13 protein-coding genes are annotated in these 20,877 nt (G+C 45.9%); 12 read left to right on the forward strand and 1 reads right to left on the reverse strand.

Annotation, left to right across the window (positions count from 1 at the left end; genetic code table 11):
- The first annotated feature begins 9 nt into the window (after positions 1-9).
- The 12 genes from ACGG81_RS06590 to rseP all read left to right on the forward strand — a co-directional run bounded on the left by ACGG81_RS06590 (position 10) and on the right by rseP (position 20,298).
- The gene (locus tag ACGG81_RS06590) at positions 10-468 is read left to right on the forward strand and encodes a S24/S26 family peptidase (protein WP_390110260.1); all 459 of its coding nucleotides are present in this window, start codon (positions 10-12) and stop codon (positions 466-468) included.
- On the forward strand, positions 450-2,108 hold the full coding sequence (locus ACGG81_RS06595) for an ABC transporter ATP-binding protein (RefSeq protein ID WP_390110263.1): 1,659 nt from the start codon (positions 450-452) through the stop codon (positions 2,106-2,108). The genes ACGG81_RS06590 and ACGG81_RS06595 overlap by 19 nt, the downstream gene beginning before the upstream one ends.
- A gap of 48 nt (positions 2,109-2,156) precedes the next feature.
- Positions 2,157-2,732, forward strand: a complete 576-nt coding sequence (locus ACGG81_RS06600) for a hypothetical protein (protein ID WP_390110266.1) — start codon at positions 2,157-2,159, stop codon at positions 2,730-2,732.
- Between the two features lie 14 nt (positions 2,733-2,746).
- Positions 2,747-13,663: a ZmpA/ZmpB/ZmpC family metallo-endopeptidase-related protein gene (locus tag ACGG81_RS06605; RefSeq protein WP_390110268.1), complete on the forward strand. Its 10,917-nt coding sequence runs from the start codon at positions 2,747-2,749 to the stop codon at positions 13,661-13,663.
- 34 nt (positions 13,664-13,697) lie between these two features.
- Complete coding sequence (locus ACGG81_RS06610; RefSeq protein ID WP_165851938.1) at positions 13,698-13,835, forward strand: hypothetical protein; 138 nt, start codon at positions 13,698-13,700, stop codon at positions 13,833-13,835.
- Between the two features lie 206 nt (positions 13,836-14,041).
- Complete coding sequence (locus ACGG81_RS06615; protein WP_390110271.1) at positions 14,042-15,034, forward strand: hypothetical protein; 993 nt, start codon at positions 14,042-14,044, stop codon at positions 15,032-15,034.
- A 117-nt stretch (positions 15,035-15,151) separates the two neighbouring features.
- Complete coding sequence (gene pyrH, locus ACGG81_RS06620) at positions 15,152-15,850, forward strand: UMP kinase (RefSeq protein WP_008975838.1); 699 nt, start codon at positions 15,152-15,154, stop codon at positions 15,848-15,850.
- Between the two features lie 22 nt (positions 15,851-15,872).
- Positions 15,873-16,424, forward strand: a complete 552-nt coding sequence (gene frr, locus ACGG81_RS06625) for a ribosome recycling factor (RefSeq protein ID WP_009261735.1) — start codon at positions 15,873-15,875, stop codon at positions 16,422-16,424.
- Positions 16,425-16,556: 132 nt separating this feature from the next.
- Positions 16,557-17,276, forward strand: a complete 720-nt coding sequence (locus tag ACGG81_RS06630) for an isoprenyl transferase (RefSeq protein WP_008975836.1) — start codon at positions 16,557-16,559, stop codon at positions 17,274-17,276.
- Entirely contained in the window at positions 17,269-18,108 is an 840-nt protein-coding gene (locus ACGG81_RS06635; RefSeq protein WP_009261736.1) for a phosphatidate cytidylyltransferase, read from the forward strand. The genes ACGG81_RS06630 and ACGG81_RS06635 overlap by 8 nt, the downstream gene beginning before the upstream one ends.
- A 9-nt stretch (positions 18,109-18,117) precedes the next feature.
- The gene (locus ACGG81_RS06640; protein ID WP_009261737.1) at positions 18,118-19,260 is read left to right on the forward strand and encodes a 1-deoxy-D-xylulose-5-phosphate reductoisomerase; all 1,143 of its coding nucleotides are present in this window, start codon (positions 18,118-18,120) and stop codon (positions 19,258-19,260) included.
- A 3-nt stretch (positions 19,261-19,263) separates the two neighbouring features.
- Entirely contained in the window at positions 19,264-20,298 is a 1,035-nt protein-coding gene (gene rseP / locus ACGG81_RS06645) for an RIP metalloprotease RseP (protein WP_016438994.1), read from the forward strand.
- A 163-nt stretch (positions 20,299-20,461) separates the two neighbouring features.
- On the opposite strand, the gene rpsT is transcribed toward rseP, so the two are convergent.
- On the reverse strand, positions 20,462-20,725 hold the full coding sequence (rpsT, locus tag ACGG81_RS06650; RefSeq protein WP_009261739.1) for a 30S ribosomal protein S20: 264 nt from the start codon (positions 20,723-20,725) through the stop codon (positions 20,462-20,464).
- Positions 20,726-20,877: the final 152 nt, after the last annotated feature.

The raw sequence follows: 20,877 nt of genomic DNA on the forward strand, positions 1-20,877 counted from the left end.
GAACATACGATGCGCAAGAAAATGGAGCAGATTCTTTTAGAAGACGGGGAATTGTTTACAGCGGCATCTGGAATCAGTATGCTTCCCTGTATCAGACCGCAGAAGGATATCTTGCATCTCGTTCGGCTGGAGGGAATCGTGGAAAACAGTGAGGTGATTCTCTATCGAAGGAAGAATGGATCTTATATTCTTCATCGAGTCATCGGAAGAGACACGGAAGGGTATATCCTCTGTGGGGATCATCAGTGGATACCGGAGCACGGAATTCATGAGGAACAAGTGCTTGGAGTGCTGCGAGGATTTTACCGGGGAGAGGATTATGTCGATTGCAGAAAGGATAGGAGATATCGGATCTATGTAAAGATTTGGTGCAGTTCAATCCGAGCGAGAAAATGGATCATAAGATTGGCAGATTTTGTGTGGAGAGGGTGGAAAGGATTGAGAGGGAAATGGAACAAAAACCGATAAGCTGGATCTACCGGTGCAGCAAAAACCATCTGTGGGCAGTTGCACTGTTGGCAGGTGCCAGCGCAGCCATTGCCGGAAGTTTCCTTCTGCTTGCACTGATCTCCAGCGCACTTCTTGATGTGGCATCCGGCAGCCGACAAGGAAGCCTTTGGAGATATTGTCTGATCCTTGTAGGGCTCATTGGCCTTCAGGCGATTCTGAATATCGTAAACAGTAATATCCGTGTCCGTGTTTCAGGCAAATTGGAGATGGAACTGAAGCGCAGAATGTTCGCGGCGATTTTAAGGAAACCGTATCTGGAGATCAGCGGTATTCATTCCGGAGAGATTATGAATCGACTGACAAGTGATGTAGAGCTTGTAGTTGCAGGGATTGTCGGTATTTTGCCACAGCTGATCTCTCTTGGGACAAAACTGTCTGTGGGGCTGCTGATTCTATTTCGGATTGATTTTCGATTTACGCTTGTGATCTTGCTGATTGGGGTTGTGGTATGTATCGGAAATAGGATTTACAGTGAGAGATTTCGCCATTTTCATAAGGAAGTGCAGGAAAGTGGAGGGCAGGTGCGTGCATTTTTACAGGAATGTATCGAAAACCTTATGGTCATCAAGTCTTTTTCCAATGAAGAGATGATGGAACAAAAACTCACCAATTATCAGGAAATCCATTATCAGATAAAAAAGAAGCGGAATGCAGTCAGCAATCTGGCAAATACCATCGTCTATGTCATGTTTACGGCAGGATATTATGCGGCTTTGGCATGGGGTGCGATTCAGATTTCCAGAGGATTGCTGACCTTCGGGACATTGACAGCTTTTCTGCAGATCATCGGGCAGATCCGGGCGCCGTTCCGAAATATTTCCGGGCTGATTCCTCAATATTATAGTATGATCGGATCGGCGGAACGATTGATGGATTTGGAGCAGATCGAGGAAGAAGAGGCATTTTCCGTGGAAGAGGAGTTTGAAAAAATTTCTGAAGAGATGCAGGCGATTGTCTTTGAAGAGGTTGGATTCTCCTACGAGAACCGAAGCGTGCTGGAACATTTTTCTGTACGTTTGGAAAAGGGAAGTCTGACGGCAGTTGCCGGTCCTTCTGGTGCAGGCAAAAGCACGATGATGAAGTTGCTGCTCGGTTTGCTTCAATGTGAGGAAGGACAGATTTATTTTGATCTTGGGAAGAAAAAGATACCCGCGGATGCCGGGACAAGAAAGATGTTTGCCTACGTGCCGCAAGGGAATATGATCTTATCAGGAACCATCCGTGAAAATCTTGTTTTTTCCGGAAGACAGGTATCGGAAGAGGATATTTGTACGGCGGCAAAGATGGCATGTATCTGGGAATATATTCAGGAGCTCCCTGATGGATTGGATACGGTGCTGCGGGAAAGAGGAAATGGACTTTCCGAAGGACAGATCCAGCGGATTGCAATTGCGCGGGCACTCTTAAGTGATGCGCCGGTTCTTCTCTTGGATGAATGCACCTCGGCGCTGGACGAGAAGACAGAAGAACAAGTGTTAAACAATTTAAAACAGATGAAATCAAAGACCATTTTATGCATTTCCCATAAGGTGGCAGCATTCGCATGTTGTGATCATAAAATCGTATTAGACGGATCCGGCAATGCTGATGGAAATTAGACAATCTTTTGGATGGGAAAGAAAAGTGATAAGAAGGAGAGACAACGAATGCAGAAAAAAAAGAGGATGGCAGGTGCAATCGCCGGAATTGGCTTTTGCATACTGCTTGGAAGTGGGATCGCTTTGTGGGAACACTTCCAGGGGGATGCGAAAGAACAGCAGAAGAAAACGCCGGTGTCGGATGAGGTAGCAGAGATTGAGAATCTCAATGCACGCGATCATGTATTGGATCTAAATCATCTTTTTGAAGAAGAGGATGTTAGCTGGAAAGAAAAGAGAGCGTTGAAGAAAGAGGCACAGAAGCAGGCAGAAATGTCTGATGGAAAGAAAAAATCAGCGGATAAAAAGAAAGACACCAAGAAAGATACTGAAAAAGAAACAGAGGGAAAATCAGAGGTGCCACAGAAGCCGAATGAGGAACCGCAGCAGCCGCAGGAGCCAAATGGGGAACCAGAAGTGCCGCAGCAGCCGCAGGGACCAAATGAGGAACCGGAAGCACCACAGGAGCCACAGGGACCAAATGAGGAACCGGAAGTGCCACAACAGCCACAGGAGCCGGAAGTGCCGCAGAAACCGACACTGCCGCAAGTGAGTGAGCCGGGGTGGATTACAGGAATATACTAAGGAAGGATTAGAGTATGAAACAGAGGAAAAAGAGTTTGGGCATCTGGATTTTTTTGCTGCTTTTGTTCTGGGGACAATGGATAGTTCCGGTCAAAGCATCCGGACCTGAGCTGCGGGATGTAGATATGCAGATGCTGGGTGGACAAATCCGGACGATTACTCCGATGGGATTAAGAATGATCGGGTGTATCAAGAAATCTTATCTGCAAGAATTGGAGAGCAGCGGTGCAGTTGTAGAATATGGAATGGTTCTGCTTCCTAAAACATATCTAGGGGAGCAGGAACTGGAACTGGACCGCAAATATCTTTACAATGGTGCAGTGTACAAGCCGGCTAAAGTAACGGCAGTTAAAAAATTTTCAGAAGATGACGACAGAATCTATTTTACAGCGGTTCTGGCAAATCTTTCGAAAGAGCGATATAAAAATGATTATGCTGCCAGAGTCTATGCAAAGATTACAAGAACGATTTCCAATGAAGAAGGATCTTCGGAGAAAAAGACAGAGATTGTATACAGTGACGATACAGTCAACCGCCAAGTCTATCAGATTGCACAGGCGGCAGTGGACGGAACGACAGAGACAGAGGAAAATAAGGAGTGGCTGCGGGAAAACATTTTGAATCCGGTAGACCAGCCGGAACAACCGCAGGAAGAAGAAAAGAAAATTCCATTTGAACTGGGAACCGTTTCTGGTGTTACGCTGTATCACAAGACTGGAATCGGAGAAGAAGTGGGGGAAGTAGAAGAGGTCTCACACTTCCGTGTGGAGGAGTTTAAACCAGAGCAATATATTGTAAAGATTGGGATGGAAGATCAGCCAGAAGTATTTTCTGAGATTACAAAGTTGATTGTCTCGGAGGATGGCAAAGTCAGCTTCGGGTTGAAATTGGACAACTATGTGATGCCGCAGCAAGGGCAGCCGCAGGCAGAGGTTGTTGTGGAGTTTGGAACTTTATCGGAAGGACAGGCATCCACGAAATACATTACGATGCAGGCACTGGTAGATCGAATCAAGGCAGATCCGGATGGGACTTATACACTGGAGCATGATATCGATGCCGGCATGGTGCAGGGAGAAGACGTGCTGATCCCGGAATTTCGCGGGACTTTTGATGGAAAAGGATATAAGATCAAAGGGCTGACGACAACTTTGTTTGGAACGATTTCGGGTGGTACGGTAAAGAACGTGAAGCTGGAAAATGTATCCATTACAAAGCAGGGATCCTATGGAGATGCCGGCGGCGGAACGCTGGCGAACAAAGCGATGGCAAACGCAAGTGTGGAAGATGTCCATGTAAGCGGAAGTCTGAAAACACCGAACAGCAGACAGCTGCTTGGAGGTCTGATCGGTCGTATGGATTATGCAGCGGTCAGAAGATGTTCCGCCAACTTGGAGATTACCGGTACGTTTAATACGACAGGTGGATTGATCGGACAGATGTCAAATCTGAGAAGCGTCAACAATGGGAATGGCAGCAATATTATAGAAAATTCCTATGCAGTTGGAACAATTCGTGGAAACCAGACAAACGGTGCCATCGGAGGATTGATTGGATGGCATAATTCGAACTGCAGCACTTCGGTCACAAACTGTTATACAAATGTAAGTATGGAAGTGGCAAAATCCAATCAGAAAGAGTCTGGTGGATTTATTGGATACATTGGAAATGCAGATGGAACGGGTATATTGAAAAACAATGTTTCTTACAGCAGCGGAACCCAGGGCTATAAATTTGACGGAGCATCCGAAGACACAAAGTATAATGCAGAAGGTGTTTCTGGATTATATTCTATGAAAGAGAGCCGATTAAAAAGGGAAAGCAGCCGAACCGGGGCAACAGCATTGACGAAGATTACAGAGAGTTCCGTCGATACCCTTTCCGGAAAAGAATTTTACACGGCAATGGCATGGCCGGAAGACGTATGGAATTTTGCACCGCTGCAGGAAGGGAAGACACCGGTATTGCAGAATGGGGATTCCAATATGACAACGATGCTGCAGATGAAAGAAATTTCATCGGTGGATGACCTTCGGAAGATCAAGGATGACCTGGGCGGCGCCTATGTTCTGACAACCGACCTTGATGTATCAGAGATCGCAGAAGGCAATGCGATCATTTTGGGTAGCTTCCGAGGCCTGTTGCGAGGAAATGGACATCAGATCATCGGAATGAAGCTTCCGTTGTTTGAGACATTGGCAGGAGCTTCGGTAGAGGAGCTGAAGTTGACGCAGGGATCGATCGGGAAGAAAGATACCGATCAGGTTGCTGCACTGGCTAAAGTTTCGGAGAGCGGAACGACACTTAGACATGTCTATGTAAGAGATATGAGCATCACAGGAAGAACTACGGTAGGTGGTATGATTGCAGTGATGAAGCAGACGACGGCAGAAGCTTGTTCCGTTAATGCGGAGGTGACTGGAGGGAATGCAGGCGGATTTGCAGCGGAGATTTTGGAAGGCTCTGTCATTTCAAACTCTTATGCAAAGAGAGCTGTGGATCTAGACAGTTTCCAGACGGCAGAGGGTCCGCAGGGCGGATTTGCGGCAATCGTGAAGCGGTCACAGCTGAGTAAAAACTTTGGACAACTTTCGTGGAAAAAGGCGGAGGAAAAGAATGAGACTCCGGCTGCGGCAGGTGTTGTCGGAACCTTTATCGGGGAAAGTGGTACGGGAGACCAGACTCCGACAAAGATCGAACACAATATCTCTTTTGGACCGGCTTCCTATGCATTTGTAGGAAATCAGCAGGGGATTGCCGAAGGAGAGAACTATGTAGGAAACTACGAATATCGTGAGGGAGATCCGGTATCTTCGGTATTGCCTGGAAAAATCGAACAGGCATCTGAGGTACAGATCCAAAGCAAGGAATTCTATTTGCAGACACTGGAATGGCAGGAAGACATCTGGTATTTGGATGATGTTGTCGGAGGAAAGAGACCGCGTCTGCAGGCAGAAGGAGATGTGTACGGGACGGAAGAAAATCCAGTTTCGGTAGAAGCGCCGGAGATGATCCAGGAAGCGATCGCAGTGCGAAGTCAGGAAGAGGCTGCTTTGTCAAGATCACTGGAAGGAATTACAGGCTATCGGGAAGACCGGAAATTACTGTATGAAAATTTACAGTTATTTATGCCGTTCTACCAGAGAGAACAGATTGTTCTGGATGGAAATCACGTAGATGTGTCACACATTTTAAATCAGAAGAGAGTGCTGGCAGTCTATCCGATGGATGAACAAGGAAGAAGGATTGTAGCGCTGTCAGATAAGACCGTGAATCAGGTAAAGAAACTGAGAATTCAATTTGCGGACGAAACGACACCGCTGATCTACAATATGTCTTATATAGATACGCGGGCGAACATTGCTTCTTATAAGGTGTCACAGATTCCGGTACACTTTAACTTTAAAAATTATGTAGTGAATACAACATCAGCGCAGTTCCAGAAGTTGCTGGAAACAGCAAAGACATATGAATTTGACCGGGATATTGAGACAAGAGTGGCACAAAAGGACAGTGGTTCTGTTTTGGATGTATATCGGAGAAATTATAATGAAGTTGTCAAAACGGAGATGGAGCAGGTTCTCGTTTCGATGTCGGCCACAAATGCACAGTATCCGATAAATCTGGAAAATGAGATAGCAAAGAAGATCGTGACCGATCACTTCCTTACCAGCGAGTATCTGAAAGATTTCCTCTATGCGTATAACTATTTGGATCGCTGGTATGACTTTGAGATCGGAGGTATCAATCTCAGGGATGTCGTCCTGTTTGACAATTCTATCTTAAAGACAGGGAAAAAAGTGAGAAATCTTCCTACAGAGATTGTGAAACTCAGCAGCAATGGCGGGCGTCAGGGAAATAATACGCCATCGTTCTATATTAACCGCCTCTCAGCTTATACAGGGATTTCTAACGTGGCATCGTTCGTGGAATACTTTATGAAAGAGTATGCTGGTTATGCGGACGTCAATGATTGGATCATCGATAATTTCCAGAGTGGGTTCATTGTAGAGGCGCGGGCGAATAATCCAAAGATTCAGTCTAGATTATGGAAGATTTTGAAAAACAATACGGTGCAGCGGAATCATGAGCTGATCCTTCCGGTATTGTCATATAAAACTTCCAAAAACTTGTATCTGGCATCGTTCCCATCCGCGCTGATTTATGGAAATCTGGAAATTTACAGTGGATATCAGGATACGGAAGCATGGAGACAGCAGAAAAAGCAACAGGTGATTACGCAGGTGAATCACTTCAAGACAAGTTATGATAATTTTGTTGACGTTGCGGAAAATGGGGCAAATTCTATTAACAATAGTAAGTTTTTGATCGTGGATTCTTCTGCCAATAAGAATCATAATCAGGATGTGTTCAAGGAATTTTATAGGCCGCTGCAGACACTTTGGCAGCATAGCAGTGGTGCGGTAGCGGTGATTTTCGGAAATCCAAATCTGGATTACATCTATTATAATGGTTCCAATTTCATCGGAGATCTGACTGTCTTAAACCACGAGATGGGACATGTGACAGATATGTGGATCTGGATGGAGAACAAAGGAAAACGACCGGGACGAAATGGCGAGGACTATTCCAATGGATTTGCCAATCAGGCCAACGTAGACTATAATATGAACTTTATGAAAACCTATGCGAGAGACGGATCGATGATGACAAATCTGACACCAGATCGGATCAATTCTCCGGAGGAGTTTCAGAGTTATTATAAGGAAGTGTTCGATGTCATCTATACGTTGGATTATTTGCAGGGGAAGGCGTATTTACAACTGACTCCGGAGCAGCAGGCAAGGATTACACTGCAGCACCGATACGGAACAACCAACAATCATCAGAAGTGGAACAGTGCAAACAGTACCTGGCGGACGATTGGCGCCGGAGAATTAGAAAATATGAATCTGAAGACATTGGATGATCTGTGGGACAATCAACTGACAATCCGGCCGGGACATCGGTTGGATCTGAGAAGTTTCAATGAGGTAGGAGTCAACAATTTAGGTGCATATCAGATTGACAGAGCATGTTATGCGAGCTGGTATGTCCCGTATGTAGATAATGGTACACCGAATGCACAGACATTTCGTCGAAATGGGTATGAGCTGGCTGGCTTGTATGGATACAGCAACGGTCTGGTAGAGTACCTGAGTGGAAGAACAAGAACGGGGGATCTGCAATATTTCCGGCAGAAAACAGGAAATGCAGACTTTACGTTTGAGTCCTATCGAAAAAATAAAAACACAGAAATCGAGACAAAGATCCACCAGCAGAAAGAGCAGGGGAATGCGTACTTTGATGAAGAAGCTTTGATTCAATATCTAAAGCAAAATATGATCAATTATGGAAATGAGATCGGAAGTGGAGCTTCCAACGGAAACAATACACTGAATCATATCAAGGAATCCAGAGAGAATGTCTTCCGTTATCTCCAGAGGATTACGGATGAGTTCCGGACTCCGGTTTACGGTGGGACAGAGACGAGAAATGCCGTATCCATTTCTACAGCAGAAGAACTTGTCCAGAAGCTTAGAGAGAATCCAAATGGATTTTATGTGTTGGAAAAAGATATTTCCATGAAAGGCATCCAGGCAAGTGGAGAGGTGTATGTGGACACGACTTTCATTGGGAAACTGGATGGCAATGGACATAAGATCACAGATGCAGCAGTGCCACTTTTGCGCAGAACAGCCAACTCGTACATTGCAGACATAGAGATCCATGACACAGCAGGGACAAAGAAAGACTGGGTTGCACAACAGAAGCAGTTTACGATTGTTGTAAAAGAAGAACAAGAAGAGACCGTACAGGAGATTAGAACATTAGAAGAGCTCCGGACTCTGGGAGAAAATCGCTATACGAAATATGTGCTGAAAAATGAGATCGATGCTTCTTCGGTGACAGATGTTGCTGTGATCCAAGGTACATTCACAGGAGAGCTGGACGGAGGAGAGTATGCGATCACAGGTCTTCAAGTACCGCTTTTTGAAAAAGTACAAAATGCGACGGTTCGTAATCTGAAGCTTACTTCTGTAAACATTGCAAACAGCGAAAGCAAAAATGCCGCAGTGGCAAAAGAATCGAACCATTCGACGTTTGCACGGCTGAGTCTGGAAGATATCAAGATCAGTGGAAAAAGCTACAATGCTGCTGTCGTAGGATACGATTATACTGGTTCTGACTTTTCACAAATCCAGATTCGAAATGCGCAGATCCAAGGAACCGGAAATTACAATGCGGTCTTTGCAGGGCGCGCTTCTGGTTCAGAGATCAGTGAAATTGCAGTGATCGACAGTAAGGTGACACTGAGCGGAACGGATTGTGGAGGATTTATCGGAGCTGGGAAAAGCTTAAATATCCGTCAGGTGTACAGTGGTGCAGATATGGTGGCAGAGAACTATACAGATGAGAAGAATCGGACGAATAGTGCGGGATTCATTGGAAATCTCGGAGGAAAAAGCAATGTGGAAAATGTATTTGCGGCAGGAAAGGTAGACAATCGAACAGAGACGCCTCTTTATAACTTCCTGGGAACACCGGAAGTGTTAGAGTCGATGGTGAAGAATGCGTTTGTGCTTGAAACTGCCGGGGGAATCTCTCACACGACAGAAACGATAGGAATCCTTTCTGCAATTTCGGAAGAACGCACAAAAGAGGAAGAATTTTATCGGGCTTCTATGCACCTTTCGGAAGAAATCTGGAATCTCAGCTTAGTAGCTATGAAGGGATATCCGGAATTAAGAGGCATGGAGAAAAAAGAAATTATAGAGATCCATACACCGAAGGACTTTCTGAAGATGAAAGCATTCCCTGGACAGGAATATCATCTGAAAGCAGATATCGATCTGACGGGGGCAGAAGGCGAACGCGGTGTCATACCGGAATTTACAGGTGTGCTGGATGGACAGCACTATAAAATCACCGGATTGCAAAAGCCGCTGTTTGATCAACTGAAGGGAAGTGTCCGGAACCTGGCAATAGAGGGAAGTACTGTGGAGCTGTCAGACACTCCGGAGACGGTGAGCGGAATTTTGGCAAATACAATGGAAGATGCTGTTGTAGAACAAGTGCTGCTTCACGGAATGCGAGTGAACAGTGCAGCAGGAAAGGCTGCGGCAGTTGCGGGAACTGTACGCAATACAACGATGAAAAATCTTTTTGTAGAAGGTGCAGTTCAGGCGGCTTCTACGGCAGCCGGAGTTGCGGTGACGACAGAAGGAGCTGTTTTTGAAAATATTTATCTCAATGTGGATGTGACAGGGGCAGACGGAGCCGGGATGGTAGGAAACGGTGTCGGCGAAAATACCTACCGCAATATTTGTTCGGTAGGAGATGTGGCAGACCATATGCAGAAGCTTGGTGGAAATACTGCACAGTATAGCAATGCATATGAATTTGCAGCCGGAAATGGAATCAGTCAGTCTGGCGAAGGTGATTTTATAAGACCGATAGGCAAAGAAGTGTGGACAGCGGAATTTTATACAGAAACACTGGGACTGGATGCCTCTGTGTGGGATGCGGCGCAGGCAGCTGAAAGAGGATTTGCTTCGTTGAGAGAGTTTGCGGTCGAGATCAATCCGATGCGGTCGGAGATCCATACAGTGGCAGATCTCCAGAAGATGAACCGAGTGCCGGAAGGAAAATTTGTGTTGACAGCTGACCTAGACTTTGCAGAGGTAGAAACTGCTTATGTGACAGAAACCTTTACAGGAAGTCTGGACGGGCAAGCACATGGCGTGAGTGGAATCAGAGGTCCGCTGTTTGCGGTACTGTCAGGAACCGTAGAGAACCTTCGTTTCAGAAATATTTTTGTGAAAAGCGAAGATGCCGGCGCAAATGTGCTGGCGGCGGAGACGAAGAATGCCACGGTAACAAATGTACATTTCAACGGAATTACTTTAAACGGTCAGAGTTACACAGGACTGGTTGGAAAAGATCAGGGTTCCACCTTTGATCGAATCAGTGTACAAGGTGTGGATCTGACGGCAAACGCGACTTATGCAGGGGTGATCACAGCCCAAGCAGCTGCATCCAGAATGTCCAATCTGCTTGTAGCAGAGACAAAGATACATACATCCGCAAATGAGGTAGGTGGACTTGTCGGAAGCGCAGATGCGGTGACGATTCAAAAAGTATTTGCAGATGCAGAATTGCACATGCCATATCAGGCGGCTCCGCAAAATACAGCGGCATTTGTCGGAAGCGTGACAGGAGAAAGTGCAATTTCAGAATGTGTGGTGGCTGGCGGTGTGTACCCACAAGATCCGGGAAGCACTCGTTACAAATTGATGTATATGAACAATCCGGATGATATTAATGAATTGAAGGCATTTAAAAACTGTTTTGTCAATACGGACACACCGGGATACCAGATTGTAGGTACAGATCCGCAGGGAGTGACGCAGGATAGTCTGCAAAGTGAAGCATTCTATCAGTCTGATTTGAAACTGGATCCGAACATCTGGAACTGGGCTGATGCAGCAAAGACGGGTTGGCCGAGACTCCATGAGATGGATGCAGAGGGAATCAGACCTCCGGGGACAGAAGGAACACCGGCAGAAGAAACCCCATTACAGACGACGGTTCCGTCTGGATATGAGCCGATCCATACGGCCGAAGAACTGCTGGCGGCGAAAAACAGTTCCGGAAAATATATTCTGATGCAATCGATTTCCCTTTTTGGGAAAAAGGCTGTGGATGGCTCTTTCCTTGGAAACTTCAGTGGAGAGCTGGATGGAAATGGACTGACGATCCGTGAAATTTCCGGGGCACCGCTATTTGACCGATTGTCGGGAACTGTGAAGAACTTAAAGGTGACAGACGTAACAGTAGAACGGTGGAAGAGTGACCAAGGGGCGAATGCGCTTGCGAAGTCTTTACAAAATGCGAAGGTTTCTAGATTGCAGTTAAAGAATATCCTTCTTGCAGGAGGAGACAATACAGGTGCACTTGCAGGAACGGCACAAAACACGACAATCAGTGAAGTGTGGGCAGAAGGATTGAACATCAACCCTTATGGACCGGCTTTTGCTGGAAAGACAGATTTGATGGTCGGAGGCCTGATTGCTCAGTTGAATGGAGGAGTTCATGTCAACGACAGCTATGCGGGAGGAGAAATCACTGTTCGCTCCAACACGCAGGGAGGTGTGTTTGGCTACAACAACTACGGAACGGAGAACACTGTCAAACAGGTCGTTTCAAATATGCGGACAAAATCCACGTCACCACAGACCGATGGAGCCGGCTTCATAGGAATGGTCGGTTTTGACGGAAGTATGGCAACGTGGATGGAAAATAACATTGCAATCGGGGAAGCAGGAGAAAACCGGGCACAGGGAAGTGTCGGGGAGGCCTACCGATTTGCAACAAAAGGAAATTCGAACACCGCGATCGAATTCGGGCTGAAGAATTGCTATGAGGCAGCGGTGAGCGGAAGGAGCGCCGCAGTTTCGGGATACTTGACAGAAACTACCGAGTATAAAAATCCAGATTTTTATCGGGATACTTTGAAATTTGACAGCACTAAATGGAACTTTTCTTCCGTGGCAGAACATGGATATCCTTCCCTTGTATGGATCGCAGGAGAAGAACCGCTTCCGCCATTGCCGGAAGGATCGGCAGTGACCGAACATCCACTGCGCACCGAACATCCATCTGCGGAATATATTCAGATTCGTACACCGGAAGACTTGATGAAGATTTCAGAGAATCCAGGTGGAAAATATATTTTGATGAACAATATTTCCATGGAGCAAGTGAGATTGCCAGAAAATCAGACTTCCTACATCATGAAAGCATTCTCAGGAGAACTGGATGGAAACAATCAGGTCATCCACGGCTTGCGAGCCTCTTTGTTTGACCTCATTCGAGGAAGGTCAGTCAATGCCAAGGCGACTGTGAAAAATCTCCGCATACAAAATGTCTTTGTAACTGCAGGCGAGAAGACGGAGTGGGGGAATATAAAGAAAGTAGAAGCTAATGGACTTGCACGTTCGGTGGAGTATGGTCATCTGGAGACGATCTATATGAATCATGTAAAACTGAATGGAGGAACGAATACTGCGTCACTTAGCGGGCTTGTGCATGAATCTTATGTCGGAAAAATTTGGTTAGAGGGAGTTGACATTAACCGGGAGATTGCTCCGGCAGAACTTTCGAAATTCAATCTGATCGGAGGAGCCATCGGGCAGCTGACAGGGCAAAGTTCGATATTTGAAGATTCCTACGTGCAGGGGGAAATTGTTATGGATAATAACCAGCAAGGCGGCGCTGTGGGAGAGCTTAAAGCAGCCAAGATAAGAAATGTCATCAGTAACATGGAGGCGAGATCCAACCAACCGGCGACATGGAGCGATAAGAGTGGATTTTTAGGAAGTATAGATACCTTTAGTAACAGCGGGAAGAATTGGCAGGTAGACAGATGTATTGCCATCGGAAATGCAGGAGCCAATTATAAGTTTTTAGGAAAATATCAGATTGAGACAATAGAAGCGACAAATCTTACAAAATGTTACGAGCTTTCCAGCGCGACAGGAACAAGTAATGTTTCGGAGGCGACGATTGCAAAAGGAACCTTGCTGGCTGCTGAGGAACATCAGAAATACGACGTCTCGTTCTATCGTGATGTCTTGACTTTCAATGGCAACGAAGAGGGAGCTGATCCAGACGCGTGGGATTTCGGTTCGGTATCCACAAAAGGGTATCCGACATTAAAATGGCTCTTGACCTATGACAATTTGCCGATTACTATAGAGGAACCAGAGCATTTGGAACCATCAGAAAATCAGGCGGAAGCGCAGCCAGGAGAAGAGCATACATTGGAGCTGCCGGAAGTTGTACTTCCGGAAGAGCAGCCGGTATTGCCGGAAGAGGAAGCGCTGCAGGAGGAGCTTTTTGGAGAAAAAGAGATACTTCCAGAGTAGGAAGAGATACAATCAGTAGAAAGGATGAAGCAGAATGAAAAGACAGTATGAAGCACCAGCATTAGAAATTATCGAGTTTGACGGAGAGAGCATCATTACGATGAGTGGAGTTGAGAGTCCGTCGCAGAATGATAATATGCTTGATGTTGGAGGAACTGGCTGGGGAGAATAATCTTAGTCAGGAAGAGATGACATAAGAAGGAAAGTGAGACGGCGGCAGACTTTTGTCTGTTGCCGTCTCTTTCTGTGAGCAGCAGGCAGAACGCCTCACAAAATTTTCTTCGATTGATTTTCTTCTTTTCTTATCGTATAATGTTTTATACGAGTGAAAACAGAGAAAGAGAGTGCAGAAGGAATATGAAAGCAGGAAAACAAAGGATGGCATTGCTGAGGATTGTGGCGGTAGTAGTCACCGTCATCGGGATCATTGGCATTGCTGCGGCGCTGTGGGCAGAGAAGAAAAAGGAGCAGCAGTGGGTTTCGAGCAATGCAGAAATTACCGCACGGATTAAGCCGTTTGAGGAGGAGAAGCGTGTATTAGAGAAGCAGGATAAGGAATGGCTGCAGCGGTTGGAGAACACGAGAAATGGAGGGACTTGTGTTCTGCTTGGCTTTGCAAATGCAAATCAAACGCTTACACAGGATACACTCCAGATCATGACAGAATATGGATATCGAGGAACGTTTCCGCTGCAGAATGGGTTAGTACCGGGAAGTTCGCCGGAACTGATGAGTATGGAAGCATTTCATGGCATGCTTGGAAGCGGATGGGAATATGTGTTCCAGACCGAGTCTCCGGGAGGAGAAGATGAGGAGCAGTGGGTACAACAATTGGATGCCCAGATTGCAGCATGGAATGGTGCGGGAATCGGGACACCGGGGGGATATTTTTTCTCTGAGGGGCAAAGTTCCGACAGCAAGGAGGAAGACCTGAAGGGGCGAGGATTTTCGGTATGGGCGGTTCCGCAGCAGTCCGGAGGCTATATTGGGAATCTGGAAGATGGAGCACTTCCGGTGAAGACAGTGGTAGTGTCAAAGCATGCAATGACGATGGAGTCTGCCCTCACGAATGCGATAAGCAAAAAGAAGTCGGTGGCATTTTTGTTTCCGGAAGTGACTTCTCAGATAGAAGGTGACGGGGAAGCCATTACACCCGAGACGTTTCGAAAGCTTCTGTCAGAGATCAAAGAAAAGGAGATGGCAGGAGCCTTGCAGGTGATGACCTATTATCAGTACTACCAGTATCGCGTGCAGTGCCAGGCGGAAGCAGAAGCATTGAAATTGGAGTATGAGATTTTTTGCCAACAGAAAGATGCAAGAATCAAAGAACTGGATGAGGAAATCCGAAACGTACTGGAAGAATATCGATAAAATGAGAAATCCCGTCGGGAAGAGATTCCATTTTTGATAAAATTATGATATACTGGTAACGTAAGAGTCCTGGTATGTCTATATATCAATGACAAAAGAGAATAAGGAGCGAGACAGATGAAGAGAGTATTACTGAAGCTCAGCGGAGAAGCGCTGGCAGGAGATAAAAAGACAGGTTTTGATGAGGCGACCTGTATCGGAGTCGCAGAGCAGGTAAAACAGCTTGTAGATGCAGGAATCCAGGTTGCGATCGTGACCGGAGGAGGCAACTTCTGGAGAGGAAGAACGAGCGAGACGATTGACCGCACGAAAGCGGATCAGATCGGGATGCTGGCGACAATCATGAACTGTACTTATGTATCTGAGATTTTCCGCCATGTGGGAATGAAGACAGAAGTATTTACTCCATTTGTATGTGGAGCATTCACGACTCTGTTCTCCAAGGATGCAGCTGTGAAAGCGCTTGAAGAAGGAAAGGTGGTTTTCTTTGCCGGAGGTACCGGACATCCGTATTTTTCTACGGATACAGGTGCGGTTCTGCGTGCGATTGAGATCGAGGCAGAGGCAATGCTCGTTGCGAAGACGATCGATGGCGTATATGACAGTGATCCGAAGGTAAATCCGGAGGCTGTGAAGTACGATGAGATTTCGATCAGTGAAGTGATCGAGAAGAGACTGGCCGTGATCGATCTGGCAGCATCTATCTTATGTATGGAGAATCAGATGCCTATGCTCGTGTTTGGTTTGAGCGAGGAGAATAGTATCGTAGAGACGATGACAGGAACATTTACAGGAACGAAAGTAACTGTATCATAAAAAGAAGCGGAGGAATATAGCAATGAATGAAAGACTGAATGTATTTAATGAAAAAATGGAGAAATCTTACAACAGCCTGACAAGTGAACTGGCAACGATCCGTGCAGGACGTGCAAACCCACATGTACTGGATAAGCTGACAGTAGACTACTATGGATCACCAACTCCGATCCAGCAAGTGGCGAATGTATCTGTGCCGGAAGCGCGCATGATCCAGATCCAGCCATGGGAAAAATCAATGGTAAAAGAGATCGAGAAGGCAATCCTGACTTCTGATATCGGAATCAATCCGACCAATGATGGTACAGTCATCCGCCTTGTATTTCCGGAGCTGACAGAAGAGCGAAGAAAAGAACTTGTGAAAGATGTTAAGAAAAAAGGAGAAGCAGGAAAGGTTGCAGTTCGTAACATCAGACGTGATGGAAATGATACGTTTAAGAAATTAAAAGGAACAGAGGTTTCTGAAGATGAGATCAAGGATCTGGAAGATGAATTACAGAAACTGACAGATAAGTACATCGCACAGATTGAAAAAGCTGTTGAGGCAAAATCAAAAGAAGTGATGACTGTCTAAGAAGAAATTCTGTGTGAGGCACACAGTGTTTTATTTCTGATCTGAGACAACAGAAGAAAAAAGGAGGATAAGCAAGGGGGATGAAGTGACGTCTGACCTTGCTTATCCTATTAGAGAGGAGAATTTGATTAGATGAACGTACCACAGCATATTGCGATCATCCTGGATGGGAATGGGCGTTGGGCGAAGAAGAAAGGAATGCCGAGAAATTACGGGCATGCCCAGGGAAGCAAAAATGTAGAGCGGATCTGTGAGGAAGCATATAAGATGGGTGTCAAGTATCTGACGGTCTATGCGTTTTCTACAGAGAACTGGAACCGGCCAAAAGGGGAAGTCGATGCGCTGATGAAGCTTCTCAGAAATTATATGAAGACTTGTTTAAAGACTGCCGAGAAGAACCGGATGAAAGTGCGCGTGATCGGAGATTTGACAGGACTTGATGAGGATATCCGCACAAGAATCTTAGAACTTGAGGAGGCTTCGAAGAATAACGATGGCCTGAACTTCCAGATTGCGATCAATTATGGAAGCAGGGATGAGATCGTCCGTGCAGTGAGAACTCTTGCCAAGGACTGCAAAGAGGGAAAGATAGAGGCGGAGAAGATCACAGAAGAGGTGTTGGAGTCTTATCTGGACACACATGGGATTCCGGATCCGGATCTTTTGATCCGTACAAGCGGAGAATTGCGGCTCTCCAACTATCTGCTCTGGCAGCTTGCCTACACAGAATTTTATTTTACAGATGTGTTATGGCCGGACTTTACGAAGGAAGAATTGCGAAAGGCGATTGAACAATATAATCGCCGTGACAGACGTTTTGGAAAGACAGGGGAGGAAGATACAAATGTTTAAGACAAGATTGATCAGCGGGATTCTGCTTGTGATCGTGGCGCTGTTTGCAATCGTCAGCGGAGGAGATATTCTGTTTGGAATTCTTCTCGTTCTCAGTCTGATCGGAATGAGTGAACTTTATAAAATTGCAGATGTGCATAAAAAACTGCTTGGTGTGACAGGCTATGTGGCAGCAGCAGCTTACTATATTTTGCTGCACAGAGTAGCGGCGGGAAAAGCGCCGGGAGCATTTGCAGCGGGCCAGATCAATGAGATTACCTGCATCGGAATACTCTTTTTGATCGTGTTGATGGCGGTTTATGTGTTTTCTTTTCCGAAATATCGCTCAGAGCAGGTGATGCTGACTTATTTCGGAATGTTTTATGTGGCAGTGATGCTTTCTTACATCTATCAGACAAGACTGCTTGCACACGGGGCATTTCTCGTAGGACTTGTGTTTATCTGTTCCTGGGGATGTGATACGTGTGCGTACTGTGTCGGAATGCTGATCGGTAAACATAAGATGGCTCCGAAGTTAAGTCCGAAGAAATCTGTGGAAGGTGGTATCGGTGGGATTGTAGGCGCTGCACTTCTTGGAGCGCTCTATGCTGCGGCAATCAATTATTTCGCGCCGGATGTGCAGGCAAGTGCATTGGCGTATGCATTTATTTGTGCAGTGGGCGGTATGATCTCACAGGTGGGAGATCTTGCGGCATCTGCAATCAAACGAAACCATGACATCAAGGACTATGGCAAGCTGATTCCGGGGCACGGCGGTGTGCTGGATCGGTTTGACAGTGTGATTTTTACAGCGCCGGTGATCTATTATCTCGCTGTGACGATAATGAAGTAGGTGAATAAGATGAAAAAGATAGCAATTTTAGGTTCGACAGGCTCCATCGGCACACAGACGTTGGAGGTTGTGAGAGAAAATAAAGATATCGAAGTATCAGGACTGGCTGCGGGGAATAATATAGAACGACTGGAAGCGCAGATTCGGGAATTTGCACCGAAAGTTGTGGCAGTCTGGAATGAAGAGCGCGCAAAGGAACTGGCAGATAAGGTCAGAGATCTTGATGTGAAGATTGTATCTGGGATGGAAGGGCTGATTGAAGTATCCACACTTCCGGAAGTGGAGATCTTAGTGACTGCAATTGTAGGAATGATCGGGATTCGGCCGACGATTGCGGCAATTACGGCCGGAAAACATATTGCGCTTGCCAATAAGGAGACACTTGTGACTGCGGGGCATATTATCATGCCGCTGGCAAAAGAACACGGAGTATCGATCCTTCCGGTGGACAGTGAACACAGCGCCATTTTTCAGTCTTTGCAGGGCGGGCAGGAGCGGGCGCTCCACAAGATCTTGCTCACAGCTTCCGGGGGACCATTCCGCGGAAGAAGATGGGAAGACCTTCAGAACGTGCAGGTGGAGGATGCCTTGAAGCATCCGAACTGGGAGATGGGAAGGAAAATTACGATCGATTCTTCTACGATGGTCAACAAAGGGCTGGAAGTGATTGAGGCAAAATGGCTCTTTGGAGTGGATGTAGATCAGATTGAGGTTGTTGTGCAGCCGCAGAGTATCATTCACTCCATGGTAGAATATGTAGATGGCGCGGTAATCGCCCAGCTTGGCACACCGGATATGAAGTTGCCGATTCAGTATGCACTCTACTACCCGGAGCGCAGATATCTGCCGGGAGACCGGCTGGATTTCAGAGGGCTTGCACAGCTGACCTTTGAGGAGCCGGATTTGGAGACCTTCTATGGGCTGCGGCTGGCATACGAGGCAGGAAAGGCAGGCGGAAGCCTTCCGACGGTGTTCAATGCTGCAAATGAAAAGGCAGTGAGTAAGTTCTTGAACCGGGAGATCAGATTTTTGGAGATACCGGAGATGATCCAGGCATGCATGGAGGCACACAAAAATATCGCCAATCCTTCTGTGGATGAAATACTGCAGACAGAGGCAGAAACATATGACTATATAGAAAGCAGGTGGTAACAGATGGGCATTCTTCTTGCCTTGTTACTTTTTAGTTTCATTGTAATTGTCCATGAACTTGGACATTTCTTACTAGCAAAGAAAAATGGGATCGATGTATCAGAATTTTCTCTTGGAATGGGACCGAGGATCCTAAGCTTTGAGCGGGGAGGCACGAGATACTCGTGGAAACTTTTGCCGTTTGGAGGATCCTGTATGATGGGCGAAGATGAGATTGACGATCAGTCGGCAGGAAGCTTTAACAGCAAATCGGTTTGGGCAAGGATTTCTGTCATAGCGGCAGGACCGGTGTTTAATTTTATTCTCGCGCTCATCTTTGCGGTGATCCTTGTTGCCTGGGTTGGTTATGATCCGGCCGTTGCAGACGATGTAATTCCGGGGTCAGCGGCAGAGGAAGCCGGATTGCAGAAGGGCGATGTCATTGTGAAGATGAATCACAAGGATATCAATCTCTGGAGAGAGGTACAGGTATATAATCAAATGCATCAGGGGGAGACAGTCACGGTCACTTATGAGCGGGATGGAAAAGAACATCAGGTAGATATCAAGCCGCGGATGGATGAAGAAACGGGGATGTATCTGCTTGGCCTGACCGGAAAGGCACAAAATGAGAAGGCGGATGGACTGAAGGCGCTTCAGTATGGAGTCTATGAAGTGAAATATTGGATCTGTACGACATTGGATGGCTTGAAGATGCTTGTCACCGGAAAAGTCGGTCTTGACCAGATGGCCGGCCCGGTAGGAATTGTAAACCTTGTAGATGATACTTATGAGGCTGCGAAACCGGCGGGAATGGCAATTGTATTCCTGAATCTGATGAACATCGGGATCTTGTTATCGGCAAACTTAGGGGTGATGAATCTGCTTCCAATTCCGGCGTTAGACGGTGGGAGACTGGTATTTTTGATCCTGGAAGTGATCCGTGGCAAGCGGATTGCGCCGGAGAAAGAGGGAATGGTCCATTTTGCAGGATTTGTGCTACTTTTTGGATTGATGATCTTGATTTTATTCAATGATGTGAAAAATCTGTTTCTGTAAAATTTTTCCAGATCAAAGGATATGTACAGGCGCTCTTTTATAGGGCGCCTGCTGTGAGAGAAAATTAGGATTTTGTAGAAGTTGGTCCTATGAAATAAAAAAAGAAGTAATCACATGACGGTATGATTACTTCTTTTTATTTCTATTTGATTAAGCTTTCTAATTAAGCAATTCCGTTAACAGCTTTTGTTAAACGAGAAACTTTTCTAGCGCAAGTGTTCTTGTGGTAAACACCTTTAGAACCAGCTTTGTTGATCTCAACGATAGCAGCTTTTAAAGCTTCTTCAGCAGCAGCTTTGTCGCTGTGAGCAACAGCAGTCTCTACTTTTTTCACGTAAGTTTTTACTTTTGATTTAATTGCTTTATTTCTAGCAGCTTTTGTTTCGTTTACTAAAATTCTTTTTTTTGCAGATTTAATGTTAGCCAAATCGTACACCTCCAAATATGTGATTTTTTTATTTTCTATTCGTTAGGGTAATTCGGCAGATTCGGACACGGACGTTCTGTCGAACACACTTATTTAGTTTAATGGATAGAATCTGTTCTGTCAATACATATTTCCCATTTTTTTGTAAAAAC

The sequence above is a fragment of the Faecalimonas umbilicata genome, assembly GCF_042846195.1.
In the GTDB taxonomy this organism is placed as follows: domain Bacteria; phylum Bacillota; class Clostridia; order Lachnospirales; family Lachnospiraceae; genus Faecalimonas; species Faecalimonas umbilicata.